This is a genomic window from Blastomonas sp. UPD001 (genome assembly GCF_003426715.1).
In the GTDB taxonomy this organism is placed as follows: domain Bacteria; phylum Pseudomonadota; class Alphaproteobacteria; order Sphingomonadales; family Sphingomonadaceae; genus Blastomonas.
Window position 1 is genome coordinate 3,357,382 of the sequence record NZ_QKVT01000001.1, and the last position, 15,299, is coordinate 3,372,680.

The following is a 15,299-nucleotide window of genomic DNA, read 5'->3' on the forward strand; positions in this document are numbered from 1 at the left end:
CGTCGACGACGCGCGCGGCGCGGCTCCGCGTCCGCCGGTGCAATCGATGGCATTGCCGGAAGCGACACCCGTGCGTCGCCTCGCGACCCAGCCCAACCCCCTGGCCGCGCGCTACACCCCGCCATCGGCGGGACCCAGGCCCGCCGGATTCAAGCAGGAGGCGAAACGCGCCGCGAAGATCGTCGAGAAATCAAAGAAGCAGGTCGGCGCGATGTTCGAGGCCGCGCGCATGGGCCAGGCGATCAAGATCAAGGATGTCGCGCCGCTGATCGACGAGATCCGCGAGTCGGTGGAGCGCAACAATCAGGCGCTGACCAATCTCGTCCGGCTCAAGACCAAGGACGAATATACCTATATGCACTCGGTCGCGGTCTGCGCGCTGATGATCAACATGGCGCGCAAGCTCGATCTGGACGAGACCACGATCCGCCATATGGGCATGGCCGGGCTGCTGCACGATCTCGGCAAGATGGCGGTGCCGCAGATGATCCTCGACAAGACCGGGCGGCTGACCGACGAGGAATTCTCGGCTATCCGCACGCATCCCGAGCGCGGCCATGCGCTGATCGGCGACAATCCCGAGGTGCCAGACATGGCGCGCGACGTGTGCCTGCACCATCACGAGAAGATCGACGGCAGCGGCTATCCCTTCGGGCTGGCGGGCGACGAGATCAGCATGGCCGCGCGGATGGGTGCGATCTGCGATGTCTATGACGCGGTCACCTCGAACCGTCCGTACAAGGACCCCTGGACGCCGGCCATGGCGCTGGGCCGCATGGGCCAGTGGAAGGGCCATTTCGACGAGCGGCTGATGGGGGTGTTCATCAACTCGCTGGGGCTCTATCCCGCAGGCGGTCTGGTGCGGCTCAACGATCACCGATTGGCGCTGGTGGTCGACAATTGCCCCGAAGAACTTATGGCGATCCGCGTGCTGCCCTTCTATTGCACCTCGCGGCTGCAGGAGATCAAGCCGCAGGAACTGATCGTCAAGCCCGACCAGGGCCCGCAGATCCTGGGGATCGAACGTCCCGAATTCTGGCATTTCGAGGATTGGGCAGGGCTGCGCCAGTCGGTGCTGGCCAGGGCGCAAGGCCTGTCCGCAGCGGCTTGACCGCGTGCGCAAACCCGGCTAAGGGCCGCGCTTCGATCGCCGGGGCCTTCAGGGCCGCATCGACCGAAACCAAGCAGAACACTGGCGCAAGGTGCGGGTGGGCAACAGGCGGAGCCTCCACCATATCGGCGTGCGGACAACGCGCGAAGGTCACGTATCGGGCGGCAGAGTAACCTCATACTCTACCAACCAGGTGAAGAGAAACATGCCAACGATCAACCAGCTGGTCCGCAAGGGCCGGGTGCCCCAGAAGGCGAAGTCCAAGGTGCCCGCAATGGATGCAAACCCGCAGAAGCGTGGCGTTTGCACCCGCGTCTACACGACGACCCCGAAAAAGCCGAACTCGGCGCTGCGCAAGGTGGCCAAGGTCCGTTTGACCAACAGCCGCGAAGTCATCACCTACATTCCGGGTGAAGGCCACAACCTGCAGGAGCACTCGGTGGTGCTCATCCGCGGCGGCCGCGTGCGCGACCTTCCCGGTGTGCGCTATCACGTGCTGCGCGGCGTCCTCGATACCCAGGGTGTCAAGGACCGCAAGCAGAGCCGTTCGAAGTACGGCGCCAAGCGTCCCAAGTGACGTTCACGGGGTGAACGTCATCCCGGAAAAATCGCCACAAGCGATTTTGTCCGGGATCCATTTGGTGTTCACCGCAAACCAATGGCTTGTGCCGCCCTGGACTCCGGCTTTCGCCGGTGATCGGATTGGCGGCAGATCGAAGGAATTCTGAAATGTCTCGTCGTCGTCGCCCGGAAAAGCGCGTCATCCTTCCCGATCCCAAGTTCGGGGATCTGACGCTCTCGAAGTTCATGAACAACCTGATGCTGGACGGCAAGAAGTCCGTCGCAGAGCGCATCGTCTATGGCGCGCTGGAAACCATGCAGACCAAGGCCAAGGCCGACCCGCTGCCGATGTTCCACGATGCGCTGAACAACGTGAAGCCCGGCATCGAAGTGCGCAGCCGCCGCGTCGGTGGTGCGACCTACCAGGTCCCCGTCGAAGTGCGCCCCGAGCGTGCCCAGGCGCTCGCCATCCGCTGGCTGATCTCGGCTGCGCGCAACCGCAGCGAAACCACGATGGCCGCGCGTCTGTCGGGCGAACTGCTCGATGCCGCCAACAATCGCGGCAATGCGGTCAAGAAGCGTGAAGACACGCACCGCATGGCCGAAGCGAACCGTGCCTTCTCGCACTATCGCTGGTAATTAGCACCCTCTCCCCTGAGGGGGAGGGGGCGCAGCAACCGTGTGTTGCCGAAAAGGGGAGGGCGCACCATATTCGGTGTCGTCACCCCTTTTGACTAAGGAGCAGGTTCGTGTCCGGGCCTGTTCGAGATGCCCTCTTCCGTTGGTGGAGAGGGGAGTGAGCTGCATCCCGTCATGAGCCAATTCGCGCTGGTCAAAGCGCCGGGGCTTCATTATAGGGCGCGGCAAATTACGCCCCCAAATCTTGGAGTTTGAGATCATGGCACGCAGCCATCCCCTGGAGAAGTACCGCAATATCGGCATCATGGCCCATATCGACGCGGGCAAGACCACCACGACCGAGCGGATCCTCTATTATACCGGCAAGTCGTACAAGATCGGCGAAGTGCACGATGGCGCTGCGACCATGGACTGGATGGAGCAGGAGCAGGAGCGCGGCATCACGATCACGTCGGCTGCGACCACCTGTTTCTGGAACGATCACCGCATCAACATCATCGACACCCCGGGCCACGTGGACTTCACCATCGAAGTCGAGCGTTCGCTCCGCGTGCTCGACGGTGCGGTCGCCTGTTTCGACGGCGTGGCCGGCGTCGAGCCGCAGTCGGAAACCGTGTGGCGCCAGGCGGAGAAGTACAAGGTTCCCCGCATGTGCTTCGTCAACAAGCTGGACCGTACCGGTGCGAGCTTCGAGCGCTGCGTCGACATGATCCGCGACCGTCTGGGCGCGCGTCCGCTGGTGCTGTATCTCCCGATCGGGATCGAAAGCTCGTTCATCGGCCTGGTCGATCTGGTGCACAACCGCGCCATCATCTGGCAGAACGAGGCGCTGGGCGCGAAGTTCGACTATACCGACATCCCCGATGATCTGAAGGATGCCGCCGAAGCTGCGCGCGCCGAGCTGATCGAAACCGTCGTCGAACAGGACGATGCGGTGATGGAACAGTATCTCGAAGGCAACGAGCCCGACGCCGACACCATCAAGAAGCTGATCCGCAAGGGCACGCTGAACTTCTCGTTCGTCCCCGTGCTGTGCGGTTCGGCGTTCAAGAACAAGGGCGTGCAGCCGCTGCTCGACGCCGTGGTCGACTATCTGCCTTCGCCGCTCGACATTCCCGATGTGGAAGGCGTCAAGCTCGACGGCGAGACCAAGGACACCCGTCCGCCGGCCGACGATGCGCCGTTCAGCGCGCTGGCGTTCAAAATCATGAACGACCCGTTCGTCGGAACCCTGACCTTCGCCCGCATCTATTCGGGCAAGCTGGAAGCCGGCACCTCGGTGACCAACTCGGTCAAGGACAAGAAGGAAAAGGTCGGCCGCATGCTGCTGATGCATGCCAACAGCCGCGAAGACATTTCGGAAGCCTATGCCGGCGACATCGTCGCTCTGGCGGGCCTGAAGGAAACCACCACCGGGGACACGCTCTGCGCTTCGAACGCGCCGATCATCCTCGAGCGGATGGAATTCCCCGAGCCGGTGATCGAACTGTCGGTCGAGCCCAAGACCAAGGCCGACCAGGAGAAGATGGGCGTGGCGCTCAACCGCCTTGCCCGCGAAGACCCGTCGTTCCGGGTGTCGTCGGATGCCGAAAGCGGCCAGACGATCATCAAGGGCATGGGTGAACTTCACCTGGAAATCCTGGTCGACCGCATGAAGCGCGAGTTCAAGGTGGAAGCGAACGTCGGTGCGCCGCAGGTGGCGTATCGCGAATATCTCGCGAAGCCGGTGGACATCGACTATACCCACAAGAAGCAGTCGGGTGGTTCGGGTCAGTTCGGCCGCGTCAAGTTCAAGCTGACGCCGGGCGAGCGCGGATCGGGCATCACCTTCATCGACTCGGTCAAGGGCGGTAACATTCCGAAGGAATATATCCCCGCGGTCGAGAAGGGCATGCGCGAGACGGCGGCTTCGGGCTCGCTGGTCGGCTTCCCGATCATCGACTTCGAGATCGACCTGTATGACGGTGCGTATCATGACGTCGACTCTTCGGCGCTGGCATTCGAAATCGCTGGCCGTGCGGCCATGCGCGAAGCCGCGCAGAAGGCCGGCATCAAGCTGCTCGAGCCGATCATGAAGGTCGAGGTGGTGACGCCGGAAGATTATCTGGGCGACGTCATCGGCGACTTGAACAGCCGTCGTGGCCAGATCCAGGGCACCGACACGCGCGGCAACGCGCAGGCGGTGGAAGCGATCGTGCCGCTCGCAAACATGTTCGGTTACGTGAACCAGCTGCGTTCCTTCACCCAGGGACGTGCGCAGTACACGATGCAGTTCTCTCACTATGACGAGGTCCCGGCGAATGTCGCGGCCGAGGTCAAGGAGAAGCTGGCATAAGCCGGGCATTATCGCTATAGGCGCTCGACCTTAGCCCGCCGAATCGCGCTGCCAGGCGCCACGGGCTTTCATTAGGGTGTTGACAGTTTTGGGCAGTCCGGCCAGAGCGCGGCCCGGACTATCCCACAGATAGTAAAGAACGAAGGTAGGAAAAAATGGCCAAGGCTAAATTTGAGCGGACCAAGCCGCACTGCAATATCGGTACCATCGGTCACGTCGACCATGGCAAGACCACGCTGACCGCAGCCATCACCAAGGTGCTCGCTGAAACCGGCGGCGCGACCTTCACCGATTATGCGAACATCGACAAGGCTCCCGAAGAGCGCGAGCGCGGCATCACCATTTCGACCGCCCATGTCGAATATGAAACCGATGCCCGTCACTATGCGCACGTCGACTGCCCGGGTCACGCCGACTATGTGAAGAACATGATCACCGGTGCCGCCCAGATGGACGGCGCGATCCTGGTGGTGAACGCTGCTGACGGCCCGATGCCGCAGACCCGCGAGCACATCCTGCTCGCCCGTCAGGTCGGCGTGCCCGCGCTGGTCGTGTACATGAACAAGGTCGACCAGGTCGACGACGAGGAAATCCTCGAGCTGGTCGAACTCGAAGTTCGCGAACTGCTCAGCTCGTACGACTTCCCCGGCGACGATATTCCGATCGTCAAGGGTTCGGCTCTGGCCGCTCTGGAAGGCCGCGACGACAATATCGGCAAGAACTCGATCAACGAGCTGATGGCTGCTGTCGACTCGTACATCCCGCAGCCGGCTCGCCCCGTCGACAAGCCGTTCCTGATGCCCGTGGAAGACGTGTTCTCGATCTCGGGTCGTGGTACCGTGGTGACCGGCCGCGTCGAAACCGGCATCGTCAAGGTTGGCGAGGAAGTCGAGATCGTCGGTCTCAAGGACACCCGCAAGACCGTCGTGACCGGCGTCGAAATGTTCCGCAAGCTGCTCGATCAGGGTGAAGCCGGCGACAATATCGGTGCTCTCGTCCGCGGCGTTGCCCGTGAAGAAGTCGAGCGTGGCCAGGTGCTCTGCAAGCCCGGTTCGGTTACCCCGCACACCGAGTTCAGCGCCGAAGTGTACGTGCTGTCGAAGGACGAAGGTGGCCGTCACACGCCGTTCTTCGCCAACTATCGTCCGCAGTTCTACTTCCGCACCACCGACGTCACCGGTGAAGTGATCCTGCCCGAAGGCACCGAAATGGTGATGCCGGGCGACAACGTGACGATCGGCGTGAAGCTGATCGCTCCGATCGCGATGGATCCGGGTCTGCGCTTCGCTATCCGCGAAGGTGGCCGTACCGTCGGTTCGGGGGTTGTCAGCACGATCACCAAGTAATATAGGGCCATCTCCCGGACGGATCTGATTCGTCCGGGAGATGGAATTTTTATAGGCCGCCCCGGCGTTCGGTCCCTCCAGGGATCAACGGGTTTCTGGGGCGGTTTGTTTTTCGCTCTTTCGCATCGGTAAAGTGGTAATGGAAACGCAGAATATCCGTATTCGCCTCAAGGCATTTGATCATCGCGTGCTCGATCAGGCGACCGGCGACATCGCCGACACCGCCCGCCGCACCGGCGCTCTCATCCGTGGTCCCATTCCGCTGCCGACGCGCATCGAGAAGTTCACCGTGAACCGCGGCCCGCATGTCGACAAGAAGTCGCGCGAGCAGTTCGAGGTGCGCACCTACAAGCGTCTGCTGGATATCGTCCAGCCGACCCCGGCCACCGTCGATGCTCTGATGAAGCTCGAGCTGGCCGCTGGCGTCAACGTCGAGATTAAATTGGCTTAAGCCAATTTACCTTTAGCCCCGGACTTGATCCGGGGTCCAGGGTGGCTCGTAACGGCCCTGGTTTCCGGCTTTCGCCGGAAAACGAGCGGGATAAGGGATACCGCGCAGCCTTTGCTGCGGCTCTGGTCCCCCGTCTTTTCCAGTCTGCCTTCGGGCATATGGAAAAAGCCAACCCGGACGGGGTGATCATCAAATTTCGGGTTGGCCCTCAAGGTTTGCGCCTTGGGGGTTTTTCGTTGGATACGCCCGCGAGCAATCATGCAGACGGGCCTCTATTGGGAGAATGATCATGCGCACTGGCGTGATCGCGAAAAAAGTCGGGATGACCCGCCTGTTCCAGGAAGATGGCCGGCATGTGCCCGTCACCGTCCTGTCGCTGGAAGATTGCCAGGTGGTTTCGGTGAAGAACCAGGATCGTGACGGCTATGTCGCTGTCCAGCTGGGTGCCGGAGCTGCCAAGCCCAAGAACGTCAACAAGCCGCAGCGCGAGCATTTTGCCAAGGCAGAAGTCGCTCCCAAGATGCTGATGGCCGAGTTCCGCGTCGCCGACGATGCGATTCTCGACGTGGGCGCCACCATTTCCGCCAACCACTTCATCCCCGGTCAGCTGGTCGACATCACCGGCCACACCCAGGGCAAGGGCTTTGCCGGCGCCATGAAGCGCTGGGGCTTCGGGGGCATGCGCGCCTCGCACGGCGTGTCGATCTCGCACCGTGCCCATGGTTCGACCGGTCAGCGCCAGGATCCGGGCAAGGTCTTCAAGAACAAGAAGATGGCCGGCCACATGGGCGACCGTCAGCGCACCCAGCAGAACCTGGAAGTCGTCCGCACCGACGAAGCGCGCGGCCTGATCTTCGTCAAGGGTTCGGTCCCCGGTTCGAAGGGCGGCTGGCTGATGGTTCGCGATGCCGTCAAGGTTCCGCGCCACGCCGACGCTCCGTACCCCGCCGCGATCCGCTCTGCAGCGGGCAATAACGACAATGCTCCCGCCGACACGCCTGCTGAAGACGTGGCTGCCGTGGAAGCAACCGACGGCCAGGAGGGTTAATCGGTCATGAAGCTCAAGGTTCAAACCCTCGACGCCACTGCCAAGGGCGACATCGAACTCAACGATGACGTGTTCGGCGTGACCCCGCGTGCAGACATCCTGCACCGCGTGATCACCTGGCAGCTCGAAAACCGTCGCGGCACCGCCCGTGCGGCCCGCGAGCGCAGCGATGTTGCGCGCACCGGCAAGAAGTTCGGTCGTCAGAAGGGCGGCGGTACCGCTCGTCACGGCGATCGTCGTGCCCCGATCTTTGTCGGCGGTGGTAAGGCTCACGGTCCCCGCGTCCGTGACTTCAACCCCTCGCTGAACAAGAAGGTCCGCGCGCTCGGCCTGAAGATGGCTCTGTCCTCGAAGGTCGCCAGCGAAAGCCTGATCGTCGTGGAATCGCTGGATCTCGGCGAAGCCAAGACCAAGGCGCTGGCTGCTCAGCTCGGCAAGCTCGGCCTGGGCAAGAAGGCGCTGTTCATCGATGGCGATGCCGTGAACGACAATTTCAAGAAGGCTTCGGCCAACCTGATCGGTCTGAACGTGCTCCCCGCCGTCGGTGCCAATGTCTATGACATCTTGAAACACGATACGCTGGTGCTGACCCGCGCCGCTGTTGAAAAGCTGGAGGCCCGGTTCAATGGCTAAGAAATCCGACACCATCGATACCCGTCATTACGACGTGATCGTGGCCCCGCACATCACCGAAAAGTCGACGCTGCTCAGCGAAAGCAACTCGGTGGTCTTCAAGGTCAGCCAGGACGCCACCAAGCCGCAGATCAAGGCTGCGGTCGAAGCGCTGTTCGATGTCAAGGTCGTGGGTGTCAACACCCTCGTCCAGAAGGGCAAGACGAAGCGCTGGAAGGGTCGTCCCTATACCCGCAACGACATCAAGAAAGCCGTTGTTCGCCTGGCCGAAGGTCAGTCGATCGACGTCACCACCGGCGTCTGAGCGCGGTCGGCAAGCTGACAGGATACAGATATGGCACTCAAATCCTATAATCCGACAAGCCCGGGCCGTCGCGGCCTGATCCTTGTCGACCGCAGCGACCTGTACAAGGGTGGCCCGGTCAAGGCGCTGACCGAAGGCAAGCGCAAGACCGGTGGCCGCAACAACAAGGGTCACGTGACCTCGCGCGGCATCGCCGGCGGCCACAAGCAGCGTTACCGCATCGTCGACTTCAAGCGTCGCAAGCTCGATGTTCCCGGCACCGTGGAGCGGATCGAATACGATCCCAACCGCACCGCCTTCATCGCGCTGATCAAGTACGAGGACGGCGAACTGGCCTATATCCTGGCGCCGCAGCGCCTGGCCGTGGGCGACACCGTGATCGCCGGCGAAAAGACCGACGTGAAGCCCGGCAACGCCATGAAGCTGGCGCAGATGCCGGTCGGCACCATCATCCACAACGTGGAAATGAAGCCGGGCAAGGGCGGTCAGATCGCGCGTTCGGCAGGCACCTACGCACAGGTCGTGGGTCGTGACCGCGGCATGGTGATGGTCCGTCTGAACTCGGGCGAGCAGCGCTACATCCCCGGCGCCTGCATGGGCACCGTGGGCGCGGTCTCGAACCCCGACAACAGCAACCAGAATTTCGCCAAGGCCGGTCGCAAGCGCTGGATGGGCAAGCGCCCGCTGACGCGCGGTGTTGCCAAGAACCCGGTCGATCACCCGCATGGTGGTGGTGAAGGCCGCACCTCGGGTGGCCGTCATCCGGTGACCCCGTGGGGCAAGCCGACCAAGGGCATGCGCACCCGCAAGAACAAGGCGACCGACAAGATGATCATCCGGTCGCGTCACGCGAAGAAGAAGAGGTAAGTCATGGCTCGCTCCATCAAAAAAGGGCCGTTCTTCGACCTGTATCTGCTGAAGAAGGCAGAAGCGGCGCAGGACGCTGGCGGCCGTGCTCCGATCAAGACCTGGTCGCGTCGTTCGACGATCCTGCCGCAGTTCGTCGGCCTGACGTTCAACGTGTACAACGGCCACAAATTCATTCCCGTGGCGGTCAACGAAGACATGGTGGGTCACAAGCTGGGCGAATTCGCCCCGACCCGCACCTTCCCTGGCCACGCTGCTGACAAGAAGGGCAAGCGCTAATGGGCAAGGCAAAATCCCCGCGCCGGGTTGGCGCCAACGAGGCGCTCGCCGTCGGCACCACCATCCGTGGTTCGGCGCAGAAGCTGAACCTCGTCGCCGCCCTGATCCGTGGCAAGAAGGCCGAAGAGGCGATGAACATCCTGTCCTTCTCGAAGAAGGCCATGGCTGTCGACGCCCGCAAGGTCCTCGCTTCGGCGATCGCGAACGCGGAAAACAACCACAACCTCGATGTCGACGCGCTGGTCGTCGCTGAAGCGAGCGTTGGCAAGGCGATCACGATGAAGCGGTTCATGACCCGCGCGCGTGGCCGTTCGAGCCGCATCGTGAAGCCGTTCAGCCGCCTGCGCATCGTCGTGCGCGAACAAGAGGAAGCGTAAGCCATGGGTCACAAGAGCAATCCGATTGGCCTGCGTCTGCAGATCAACCGCACCTGGGACAGCCGCTGGTTCGCCGAAGGCCGCGACTATGCGCGTCTGCTCAAGGAAGATATCGAGCTGCGCAAGTACATCATGAAGACGCTGCCCCAGGCCGCGATCTCCAAGGTGGTCATCGAGCGCCCGGCCAAGCTGTGCCGCGTCTCGATCTACGCTGCCCGTCCCGGTGTCATCATCGGCAAGAAGGGCGCGGACATCGAGAAGCTGCGCAAGACGCTGGAAGGTCTGATCGAAGGTGGTGAGGTCAAGCTCAACATCGTCGAGATCCGCAAGCCCGAGATCGACGCCAAGCTCGTCGCGCAGGGCATTGCCGACCAGCTGATCCGCCGCGTTGCCTTCCGTCGTGCGATGAAGCGCGCGATGCAGTCGGCGATGCGTCTGGGCGCCGAAGGCATCAAGGTGATGTGCGGCGGCCGTCTGGGCGGCGCCGAAATCGCCCGCACCGAGCAGTATCGCGAAGGCCGCGTTCCGCTGCACACGCTGCGTGCCAATGTCGACTATGCCGAAGCCGAAGCGCTCACCGCGTACGGCATCATCGGCATCAAGTGCTGGATCTTCAAGGGCGAAATCCTTGGTCACGATCCGATGGCGCAGGACCGGCTGATGATGGAAGCGCAGACTTCCGGCGTCCGCCCGGCCCGCTGAGCCCAGAACAGACAGACAAGGTAGAGCATCATGCTGCAACCGAAGAAAATGAAGTTCCGCAAGGCTTTCAAGGGCCGGATCAGCGGCAATGCGCCGGGCGGAACGAGCCTCAATTTCGGGTCGTACGGCCTGAAGGCGCTGGAGCCCGAGCGGATCACCGCGCGCCAGATCGAAGCCGCCCGTCGTGCGATCACGCGTCACATCAAGCGTCAGGGACGCCTGTGGATCCGCGTGTTCCCCGACGTGCCGGTGACCAAGAAGCCCGCCGAAGTCCGTCAGGGCAAGGGCAAGGGTTCGGTCGAATACTGGGCAGCCCGCGTGAAGCCGGGTCGCATCCTGTTCGAACTGGATGGCGTCCCCGGTCCGATCGCCGCCGTGGCGTTCGAGCGTGCGGCGATGAAGCTGCCGATCAAGACCAAGGTCGTGGCGCGCCTGGGCGATACGTCGCACCTGGGAGGTGAGTGATGAGCAAGATTTACGAAGACCTTCAGCAGAAGACCGACGATCAGCTGACCGCTGAACTGGGCGCGCTGAAGAAGGAAGCGTTCAACCTGCGCTTCCAGGCCGCGACCAACCAGCTGGAGCGCCCCGCGCGCGTCCGCGAAGTGCGTCGCACGATTGCCCGCATCAAGACCCTGCAGAGCGAGCGCGCTCGCACTGCAGCCAAGTAAGGAGGCCGATATGCCGAAACGAGTTCTGACCGGAACGGTGGTCTCCGACAAGGGCGACAAGACCGTGGTGGTGAATGTCGAGCGCAAGGTGAAGCACCCGCTGTACGGGAAGATCATCCGTCGCTCGAAAAAGTATCACGCGCATGACGAGAACAACAGCTTCAAGGAAGGCGAAACCGTCCGCATCGAGGAGACGGCTCCGATTTCCAAGCTGAAGACCTGGAAGGTGCTGGATCGGGTGAACACCCACAAGGCGCCCGAAGCTTCGAGCGAAGCGTAAGCCATTAGGAACTGCCGGACCGGTTCCGGCAAGCCAGACAAGAAGGAAACGGATCCATGATCCAGATGCAATCCAATCTTGATGTCGCTGACAACAGTGGCGCGAAGCGCGTCCAGTGCATCAAGGTTCTCGGCGGATCGAAGCGTCGCTTCGCCGGCGTGGGCGACATCATCGTCGTCTCCGTCAAGGAAGCCGCTCCGCGCGGCCGCGTGAAGAAGGGTGACGTGCACCGCGCCGTCATCGTGCGCACCGCCAAGGACGTGCGCCGCGCCGACGGCAGCGTCATCCGCTTCGACAGCAACGCTGCCGTGCTCATCAACAAGAACGATGAGCCCATCGGCACCCGTATTTTTGGCCCGGTGGTCCGTGAGCTGCGCGCGCGCAAGCACATGAAGATCATCTCGCTGGCTCCGGAGGTGCTGTAATCATGGCGAGCGCTAAGATCAAAAAGGGTGACAAGGTCGTCGTCCTGTCCGGCAAGGACAAGGGCCGCAACGGCACCGTCACCAAGGTGATGCCGAAGGACGACAAGGTCGTCGTTTCGGGCCTGAACGTGATGGTCCGCCATCGCAAGCCGAGCCAGGCGAACCCCCAGGGTGGCCTGGACCGTGTCGAGGCTCCGCTGCACATTTCCAAGGTCGCCGTGGCCGACCCGAAGACCGGTGCGCCCACGCGCGTCCGCTTCGAGACGGTCGACGGCAAGAAGGTCCGCGTGGCCGTGAAGTCCGGGGAGAAGATCGATGGCTGATAAGTACACGCCCCGCCTGCGTCAGCGCTATGACGACGTCATCGCCAAGGCGATGCAGGAAAAGTTCGGCTACAAGAACCCGATGCAGGTTCCCAAGCTGGAAAAGATCACCATCAACATGGGTGTCGGCGAAGGCAGCCAGGACAAGAAGAAGGTGACCACCGCCGCTGCCGAAATGGAGCTGATCGCCGGCCAGAAGCCCGTGATCACCAAGGCGCGCAAGTCGATCGCCCAGTTCAAGCTGCGCGAAGGCATGCCGATCGGCTGCAAGGTGACCCTGCGCAAGGAGCGCATGTACGAGTTTCTCGATCGTCTGGTGACGATCGCGATGCCGCGCATCCGCGACTTCCGTGGCCTGAACCCCAAGAGCTTCGACGGTCGTGGCAACTATGCCATGGGCCTGAAGGAGCAGATCATTTTCCCCGAAATCAGCTACGATCAGATCGACGCTGTGCGTGGAATGGACATCATCGTGACCACGACCGCCAAGACGGACGATGAAGCGCGCGAACTGCTGCGCCTCTTCGGCTTCCCGTTCCCGGTTGAGGAAACCCAGGAAAAGGCGGCGGCTTGATTGCCCTCCGTCTCGCATTTTAGAAAGGCGAGAACTTAAGTCATGGCGAAACTGAGTTCCATCAACAAGAACGAGCGTCGCAAGAAGATGGTCAAGCAGTATGCTGGCCGTTATGCGCGTCTCCGTGCGAAGGCAGAAGACACCAGCCTGGACGAGACCGAGCGTCTGATCGCCCGGCTGAAGATGGCCGAGCTGCCCCGCAACGCGAACCCCACGCGCGTGCGCAACCGTTGCAACACCACCGGTCGTCCGCGTGCTTATTACCGCAAGTTCGGGCTCTGCCGTATCGAGCTGCGTGATCTGGCCAACAAGGGCCTGATCCCGGGCGTTACGAAGTCCAGCTGGTAAGGATTTGATGATATGGCAATGACCGATCCTCTGGGCGATATGCTCACCCGCATCCGCAATGGCCAGCAGGCCAAGAAGGATAGCGTGATGTCGCCGGCGTCGAACCTGCGCGCCCGCGTTCTCGATGTGCTGCAGCGCGAAGGCTATATCCGCGGATATAGCGAAGAGCTGCTGGGCCGCCACAAGGGCCTGCGCATCGAGCTCAAGTATTTCGAGGGCCAGCCCGCGATCAAGCATGTCGCGCGCGTGTCCAAGCCTGGCCGCCGCGTCTATTCGGGTTCCAAGGAACTGCCGATCGTGCGCAACGGCCTGGGCATCACCATCGTATCCACCCCCCGCGGTGTTCTGTCCGACGCTGAAGCGCGCGAACAGAATGTCGGCGGCGAGGTGCTGGCGGAGGTATTCTGATATGAGCCGCATTGGTAAAAAGCCTGTGGCAATTCCCGCAGGCGTCACCGCCACCATGGGCGATGGTGTCATCACCATGAAGGGCCCCAAGGGCGAACTGTCGATGCCGACCGTTCCCGACATCACCTATGACCTCACCGATGGTGAGCTGTCGGTGAAGCCGGCCAACGGCACCCGTCGCGCTCGCGCGTTCTGGGGCATGCAGCGCACGCTGGTGCAGAATCTGGTTGTCGGCGTGACCGAAGGGTTCACCAAGACGCTGAACATCACCGGCGTCGGCTATCGTGCCAACGTGCAGGGCAGCAACCTCAAGCTGCAGCTCGGCTACAGCCATGACGTCGATTTCGCCATCCCCGATGGCATCGACATCAAGACCCCGGACCAGACCACCATCCACATTTCGGGCAGCGATCGCCAGAAGGTGGGCCAGGTGGCGGCCGAGATCCGTCGCTGGCGCAAGCCGGAGCCCTACAAGGGCAAGGGTATCAAATATGCGGGCGAGTTTATTTTCCGCAAGGAAGGGAAGAAGAAGTAAGCCATGGCGAAGCTCTCTTTGTTCGATCGTCGCCGTCAGCGCGTGCGCAGTTCGCTGCGCAAGCGGGCAGGCGGACGTCCCCGTCTTTCGGTGCACCGTACCGGCAAGCATATCTATGCGCAGATCATCGATGATGAGGCTGGCAAGACTCTGGCAGCCGCTTCGACGCTGACCAAGGGCAGCAAGAGCACCGGCGCGACCGTTGCCGATGCGATTGCCGTGGGCAAGCAGATCGCGGAAGCCGGCAAGCAGGCCGGTGTCACCACCGTTGTCTTCGACCGTGGCGGTTTCATTTTTCATGGCCGGGTCAAGGCCCTGGCTGATGCCGCTCGCGAAGGCGGACTGGAGTTTTAATGATGGCTGATGAACTGATGAGCTCGGAAGCTGGCGACAACCAGAGCGCCGAGGGCGGCGCGCAGCCGCAGCACGAACGCCAGGGCCGTGGTGGCCGTGGCCGTGGTCGCGGTGGCAATGACCGTGGCGGCGAACGCGGTGGCCGTGGCGGCCGCCGTGACGATCGCAACAAGCGCGACGAAGAGCAGGGCGAGGAGCTGATCGAGAAGCTCGTCCACATCAACCGCGTCTCGAAGACCGTGAAGGGCGGCAAGCGCTTCGGTTTCGCGGCGCTGGTCGTGGTCGGAGACGGTCAGGGTCGTGCGGGCTTCGGCCATGGCAAGGCGCGCGAAGTGCCTGAAGCCATCAGCAAGGCGACCGCTGCGGCCAAGAAGAAGATGATCCGCGTTCCGCTCAAGGAAGGCCGCACGCTGCACCATGACGGCAAGGGCCATTTCGGTGCGGGCAAGGTGACGCTGCGCAGCGCGCCCCAGGGTACCGGCATCATCGCCGGTGGTCCGATGCGCGCCGTGTTCGAAAGCCTGGGCGTGGCCGACGTTGTGACCAAGTCCAACGGCACCTCGAACCCCTATAACATGATCCGCGCGACCTTCGAGGCGCTCGGCGAACAGACCAGCCCCAAGTCGGTGGCAGCGCGTCGTGGCAAGAAGGTTGCCGACCTGCTGGGCCGTGGCGGAGCATCGGCTGCTGTCGCCGAGGTCGAAGCCGCCGCGATCACGGAGTAATCG

The 15,299-nt window shown here is 62.6% G+C and carries 24 protein-coding genes; all 24 read left to right on the plus strand.

Annotated elements, in window-relative coordinates; all coding sequences use genetic code 11:
- On the plus strand, positions 1–1,111 hold a 1,111-nt coding region (locus tag DM995_RS21975), incomplete at its 5' end, for a cyclic di-GMP phosphodiesterase (protein WP_232824462.1).
- 205 nt (positions 1,112–1,316) lie between these two features.
- The gene (rpsL, locus tag DM995_RS17050; RefSeq protein ID WP_017670439.1) at positions 1,317–1,688 is read left to right on the plus strand and encodes a 30S ribosomal protein S12; all 372 of its coding nucleotides are present in this window, start codon (positions 1,317–1,319) and stop codon (positions 1,686–1,688) included.
- A 152-nt stretch (positions 1,689–1,840) separates the two neighbouring features.
- Complete coding sequence (gene rpsG, locus DM995_RS17055; RefSeq protein WP_023837792.1) at positions 1,841–2,311, plus strand: 30S ribosomal protein S7; 471 nt, start codon at positions 1,841–1,843, stop codon at positions 2,309–2,311.
- A 259-nt stretch (positions 2,312–2,570) separates the two neighbouring features.
- Complete coding sequence (gene fusA / locus DM995_RS17060; protein WP_116970532.1) at positions 2,571–4,646, plus strand: elongation factor G; 2,076 nt, start codon at positions 2,571–2,573, stop codon at positions 4,644–4,646.
- A gap of 155 nt (positions 4,647–4,801) precedes the next feature.
- The gene (gene tuf, locus DM995_RS17065; protein ID WP_023837790.1) at positions 4,802–5,992 is read left to right on the plus strand and encodes an elongation factor Tu; all 1,191 of its coding nucleotides are present in this window, start codon (positions 4,802–4,804) and stop codon (positions 5,990–5,992) included.
- Positions 5,993–6,131: 139 nt separating this feature from the next.
- The gene (rpsJ, locus tag DM995_RS17070) at positions 6,132–6,443 is read left to right on the plus strand and encodes a 30S ribosomal protein S10 (protein WP_017670443.1); all 312 of its coding nucleotides are present in this window, start codon (positions 6,132–6,134) and stop codon (positions 6,441–6,443) included.
- Between the two features lie 289 nt (positions 6,444–6,732).
- Positions 6,733–7,491 carry a 50S ribosomal protein L3 gene (rplC, locus tag DM995_RS17075; RefSeq protein WP_031318022.1) on the plus strand — a complete coding sequence of 253 codons (759 nt, stop codon included), beginning with the start codon at positions 6,733–6,735 and terminating at the stop codon, positions 7,489–7,491.
- Positions 7,492–7,497: 6 nt separating this feature from the next.
- Complete coding sequence (gene rplD, locus DM995_RS17080) at positions 7,498–8,124, plus strand: 50S ribosomal protein L4 (RefSeq protein WP_066277227.1); 627 nt, start codon at positions 7,498–7,500, stop codon at positions 8,122–8,124.
- The gene (locus tag DM995_RS17085) at positions 8,117–8,428 is read left to right on the plus strand and encodes a 50S ribosomal protein L23 (protein WP_023837787.1); all 312 of its coding nucleotides are present in this window, start codon (positions 8,117–8,119) and stop codon (positions 8,426–8,428) included. Before rplD ends, DM995_RS17085 begins: the two co-directional genes overlap by 8 nt.
- A gap of 30 nt (positions 8,429–8,458) precedes the next feature.
- Positions 8,459–9,295 (plus strand): 50S ribosomal protein L2, encoded by an 837-nt coding sequence (gene rplB / locus DM995_RS17090; protein ID WP_023837786.1) that lies wholly within the window; start codon positions 8,459–8,461, stop codon positions 9,293–9,295.
- A gap of 3 nt (positions 9,296–9,298) precedes the next feature.
- Complete coding sequence (rpsS, locus tag DM995_RS17095; RefSeq protein WP_023837785.1) at positions 9,299–9,574, plus strand: 30S ribosomal protein S19; 276 nt, start codon at positions 9,299–9,301, stop codon at positions 9,572–9,574.
- Positions 9,574–9,951 (plus strand): 50S ribosomal protein L22, encoded by a 378-nt coding sequence (rplV, locus tag DM995_RS17100; RefSeq protein WP_023837784.1) that lies wholly within the window; start codon positions 9,574–9,576, stop codon positions 9,949–9,951. Before rpsS ends, rplV begins: the two co-directional genes overlap by 1 nt.
- 3 nt (positions 9,952–9,954) lie before the next feature.
- A complete protein-coding gene (rpsC, locus tag DM995_RS17105) occupies positions 9,955–10,653 on the plus strand; it encodes a 30S ribosomal protein S3 (RefSeq protein WP_023837783.1) in 699 nt (232 codons plus the stop codon).
- A 30-nt stretch (positions 10,654–10,683) separates the two neighbouring features.
- Positions 10,684–11,118 (plus strand): 50S ribosomal protein L16, encoded by a 435-nt coding sequence (gene rplP / locus DM995_RS17110; protein ID WP_031318020.1) that lies wholly within the window; start codon positions 10,684–10,686, stop codon positions 11,116–11,118.
- Positions 11,118–11,324: a 50S ribosomal protein L29 gene (gene rpmC, locus DM995_RS17115; protein ID WP_023837781.1), complete on the plus strand. Its 207-nt coding sequence runs from the start codon at positions 11,118–11,120 to the stop codon at positions 11,322–11,324. Before rplP ends, rpmC begins: the two co-directional genes overlap by 1 nt.
- 10 nt (positions 11,325–11,334) lie before the next feature.
- Positions 11,335–11,604 carry a 30S ribosomal protein S17 gene (rpsQ, locus tag DM995_RS17120; protein WP_023837780.1) on the plus strand — a complete coding sequence of 90 codons (270 nt, stop codon included), beginning with the start codon at positions 11,335–11,337 and terminating at the stop codon, positions 11,602–11,604.
- Between the two features lie 56 nt (positions 11,605–11,660).
- Entirely contained in the window at positions 11,661–12,029 is a 369-nt protein-coding gene (rplN, locus tag DM995_RS17125) for a 50S ribosomal protein L14 (RefSeq protein ID WP_023837779.1), read from the plus strand.
- Between the two features lie 2 nt (positions 12,030–12,031).
- Positions 12,032–12,352, plus strand: coding sequence for a 50S ribosomal protein L24 (gene rplX, locus DM995_RS17130; RefSeq protein WP_023837778.1), 321 nt, complete (start codon positions 12,032–12,034; stop codon positions 12,350–12,352).
- Positions 12,345–12,926, plus strand: a complete 582-nt coding sequence (gene rplE, locus DM995_RS17135; RefSeq protein ID WP_116970187.1) for a 50S ribosomal protein L5 — start codon at positions 12,345–12,347, stop codon at positions 12,924–12,926. The genes rplX and rplE overlap by 8 nt, the downstream gene beginning before the upstream one ends.
- A gap of 42 nt (positions 12,927–12,968) precedes the next feature.
- Entirely contained in the window at positions 12,969–13,274 is a 306-nt protein-coding gene (gene rpsN, locus DM995_RS17140) for a 30S ribosomal protein S14 (protein WP_023837776.1), read from the plus strand.
- Between the two features lie 12 nt (positions 13,275–13,286).
- Positions 13,287–13,682: a 30S ribosomal protein S8 gene (gene rpsH, locus DM995_RS17145; RefSeq protein WP_023837775.1), complete on the plus strand. Its 396-nt coding sequence runs from the start codon at positions 13,287–13,289 to the stop codon at positions 13,680–13,682.
- A 1-nt stretch (position 13,683) separates the two neighbouring features.
- Positions 13,684–14,217, plus strand: a complete 534-nt coding sequence (gene rplF / locus DM995_RS17150; protein ID WP_031318019.1) for a 50S ribosomal protein L6 — start codon at positions 13,684–13,686, stop codon at positions 14,215–14,217.
- Positions 14,218–14,220: 3 nt separating this feature from the next.
- Positions 14,221–14,571, plus strand: coding sequence for a 50S ribosomal protein L18 (rplR, locus tag DM995_RS17155; RefSeq protein WP_116970188.1), 351 nt, complete (start codon positions 14,221–14,223; stop codon positions 14,569–14,571).
- A gap of 2 nt (positions 14,572–14,573) precedes the next feature.
- Positions 14,574–15,296 carry a 30S ribosomal protein S5 gene (gene rpsE / locus DM995_RS17160; RefSeq protein ID WP_031318018.1) on the plus strand — a complete coding sequence of 241 codons (723 nt, stop codon included), beginning with the start codon at positions 14,574–14,576 and terminating at the stop codon, positions 15,294–15,296.
- Positions 15,297–15,299: the final 3 nt, after the last annotated feature.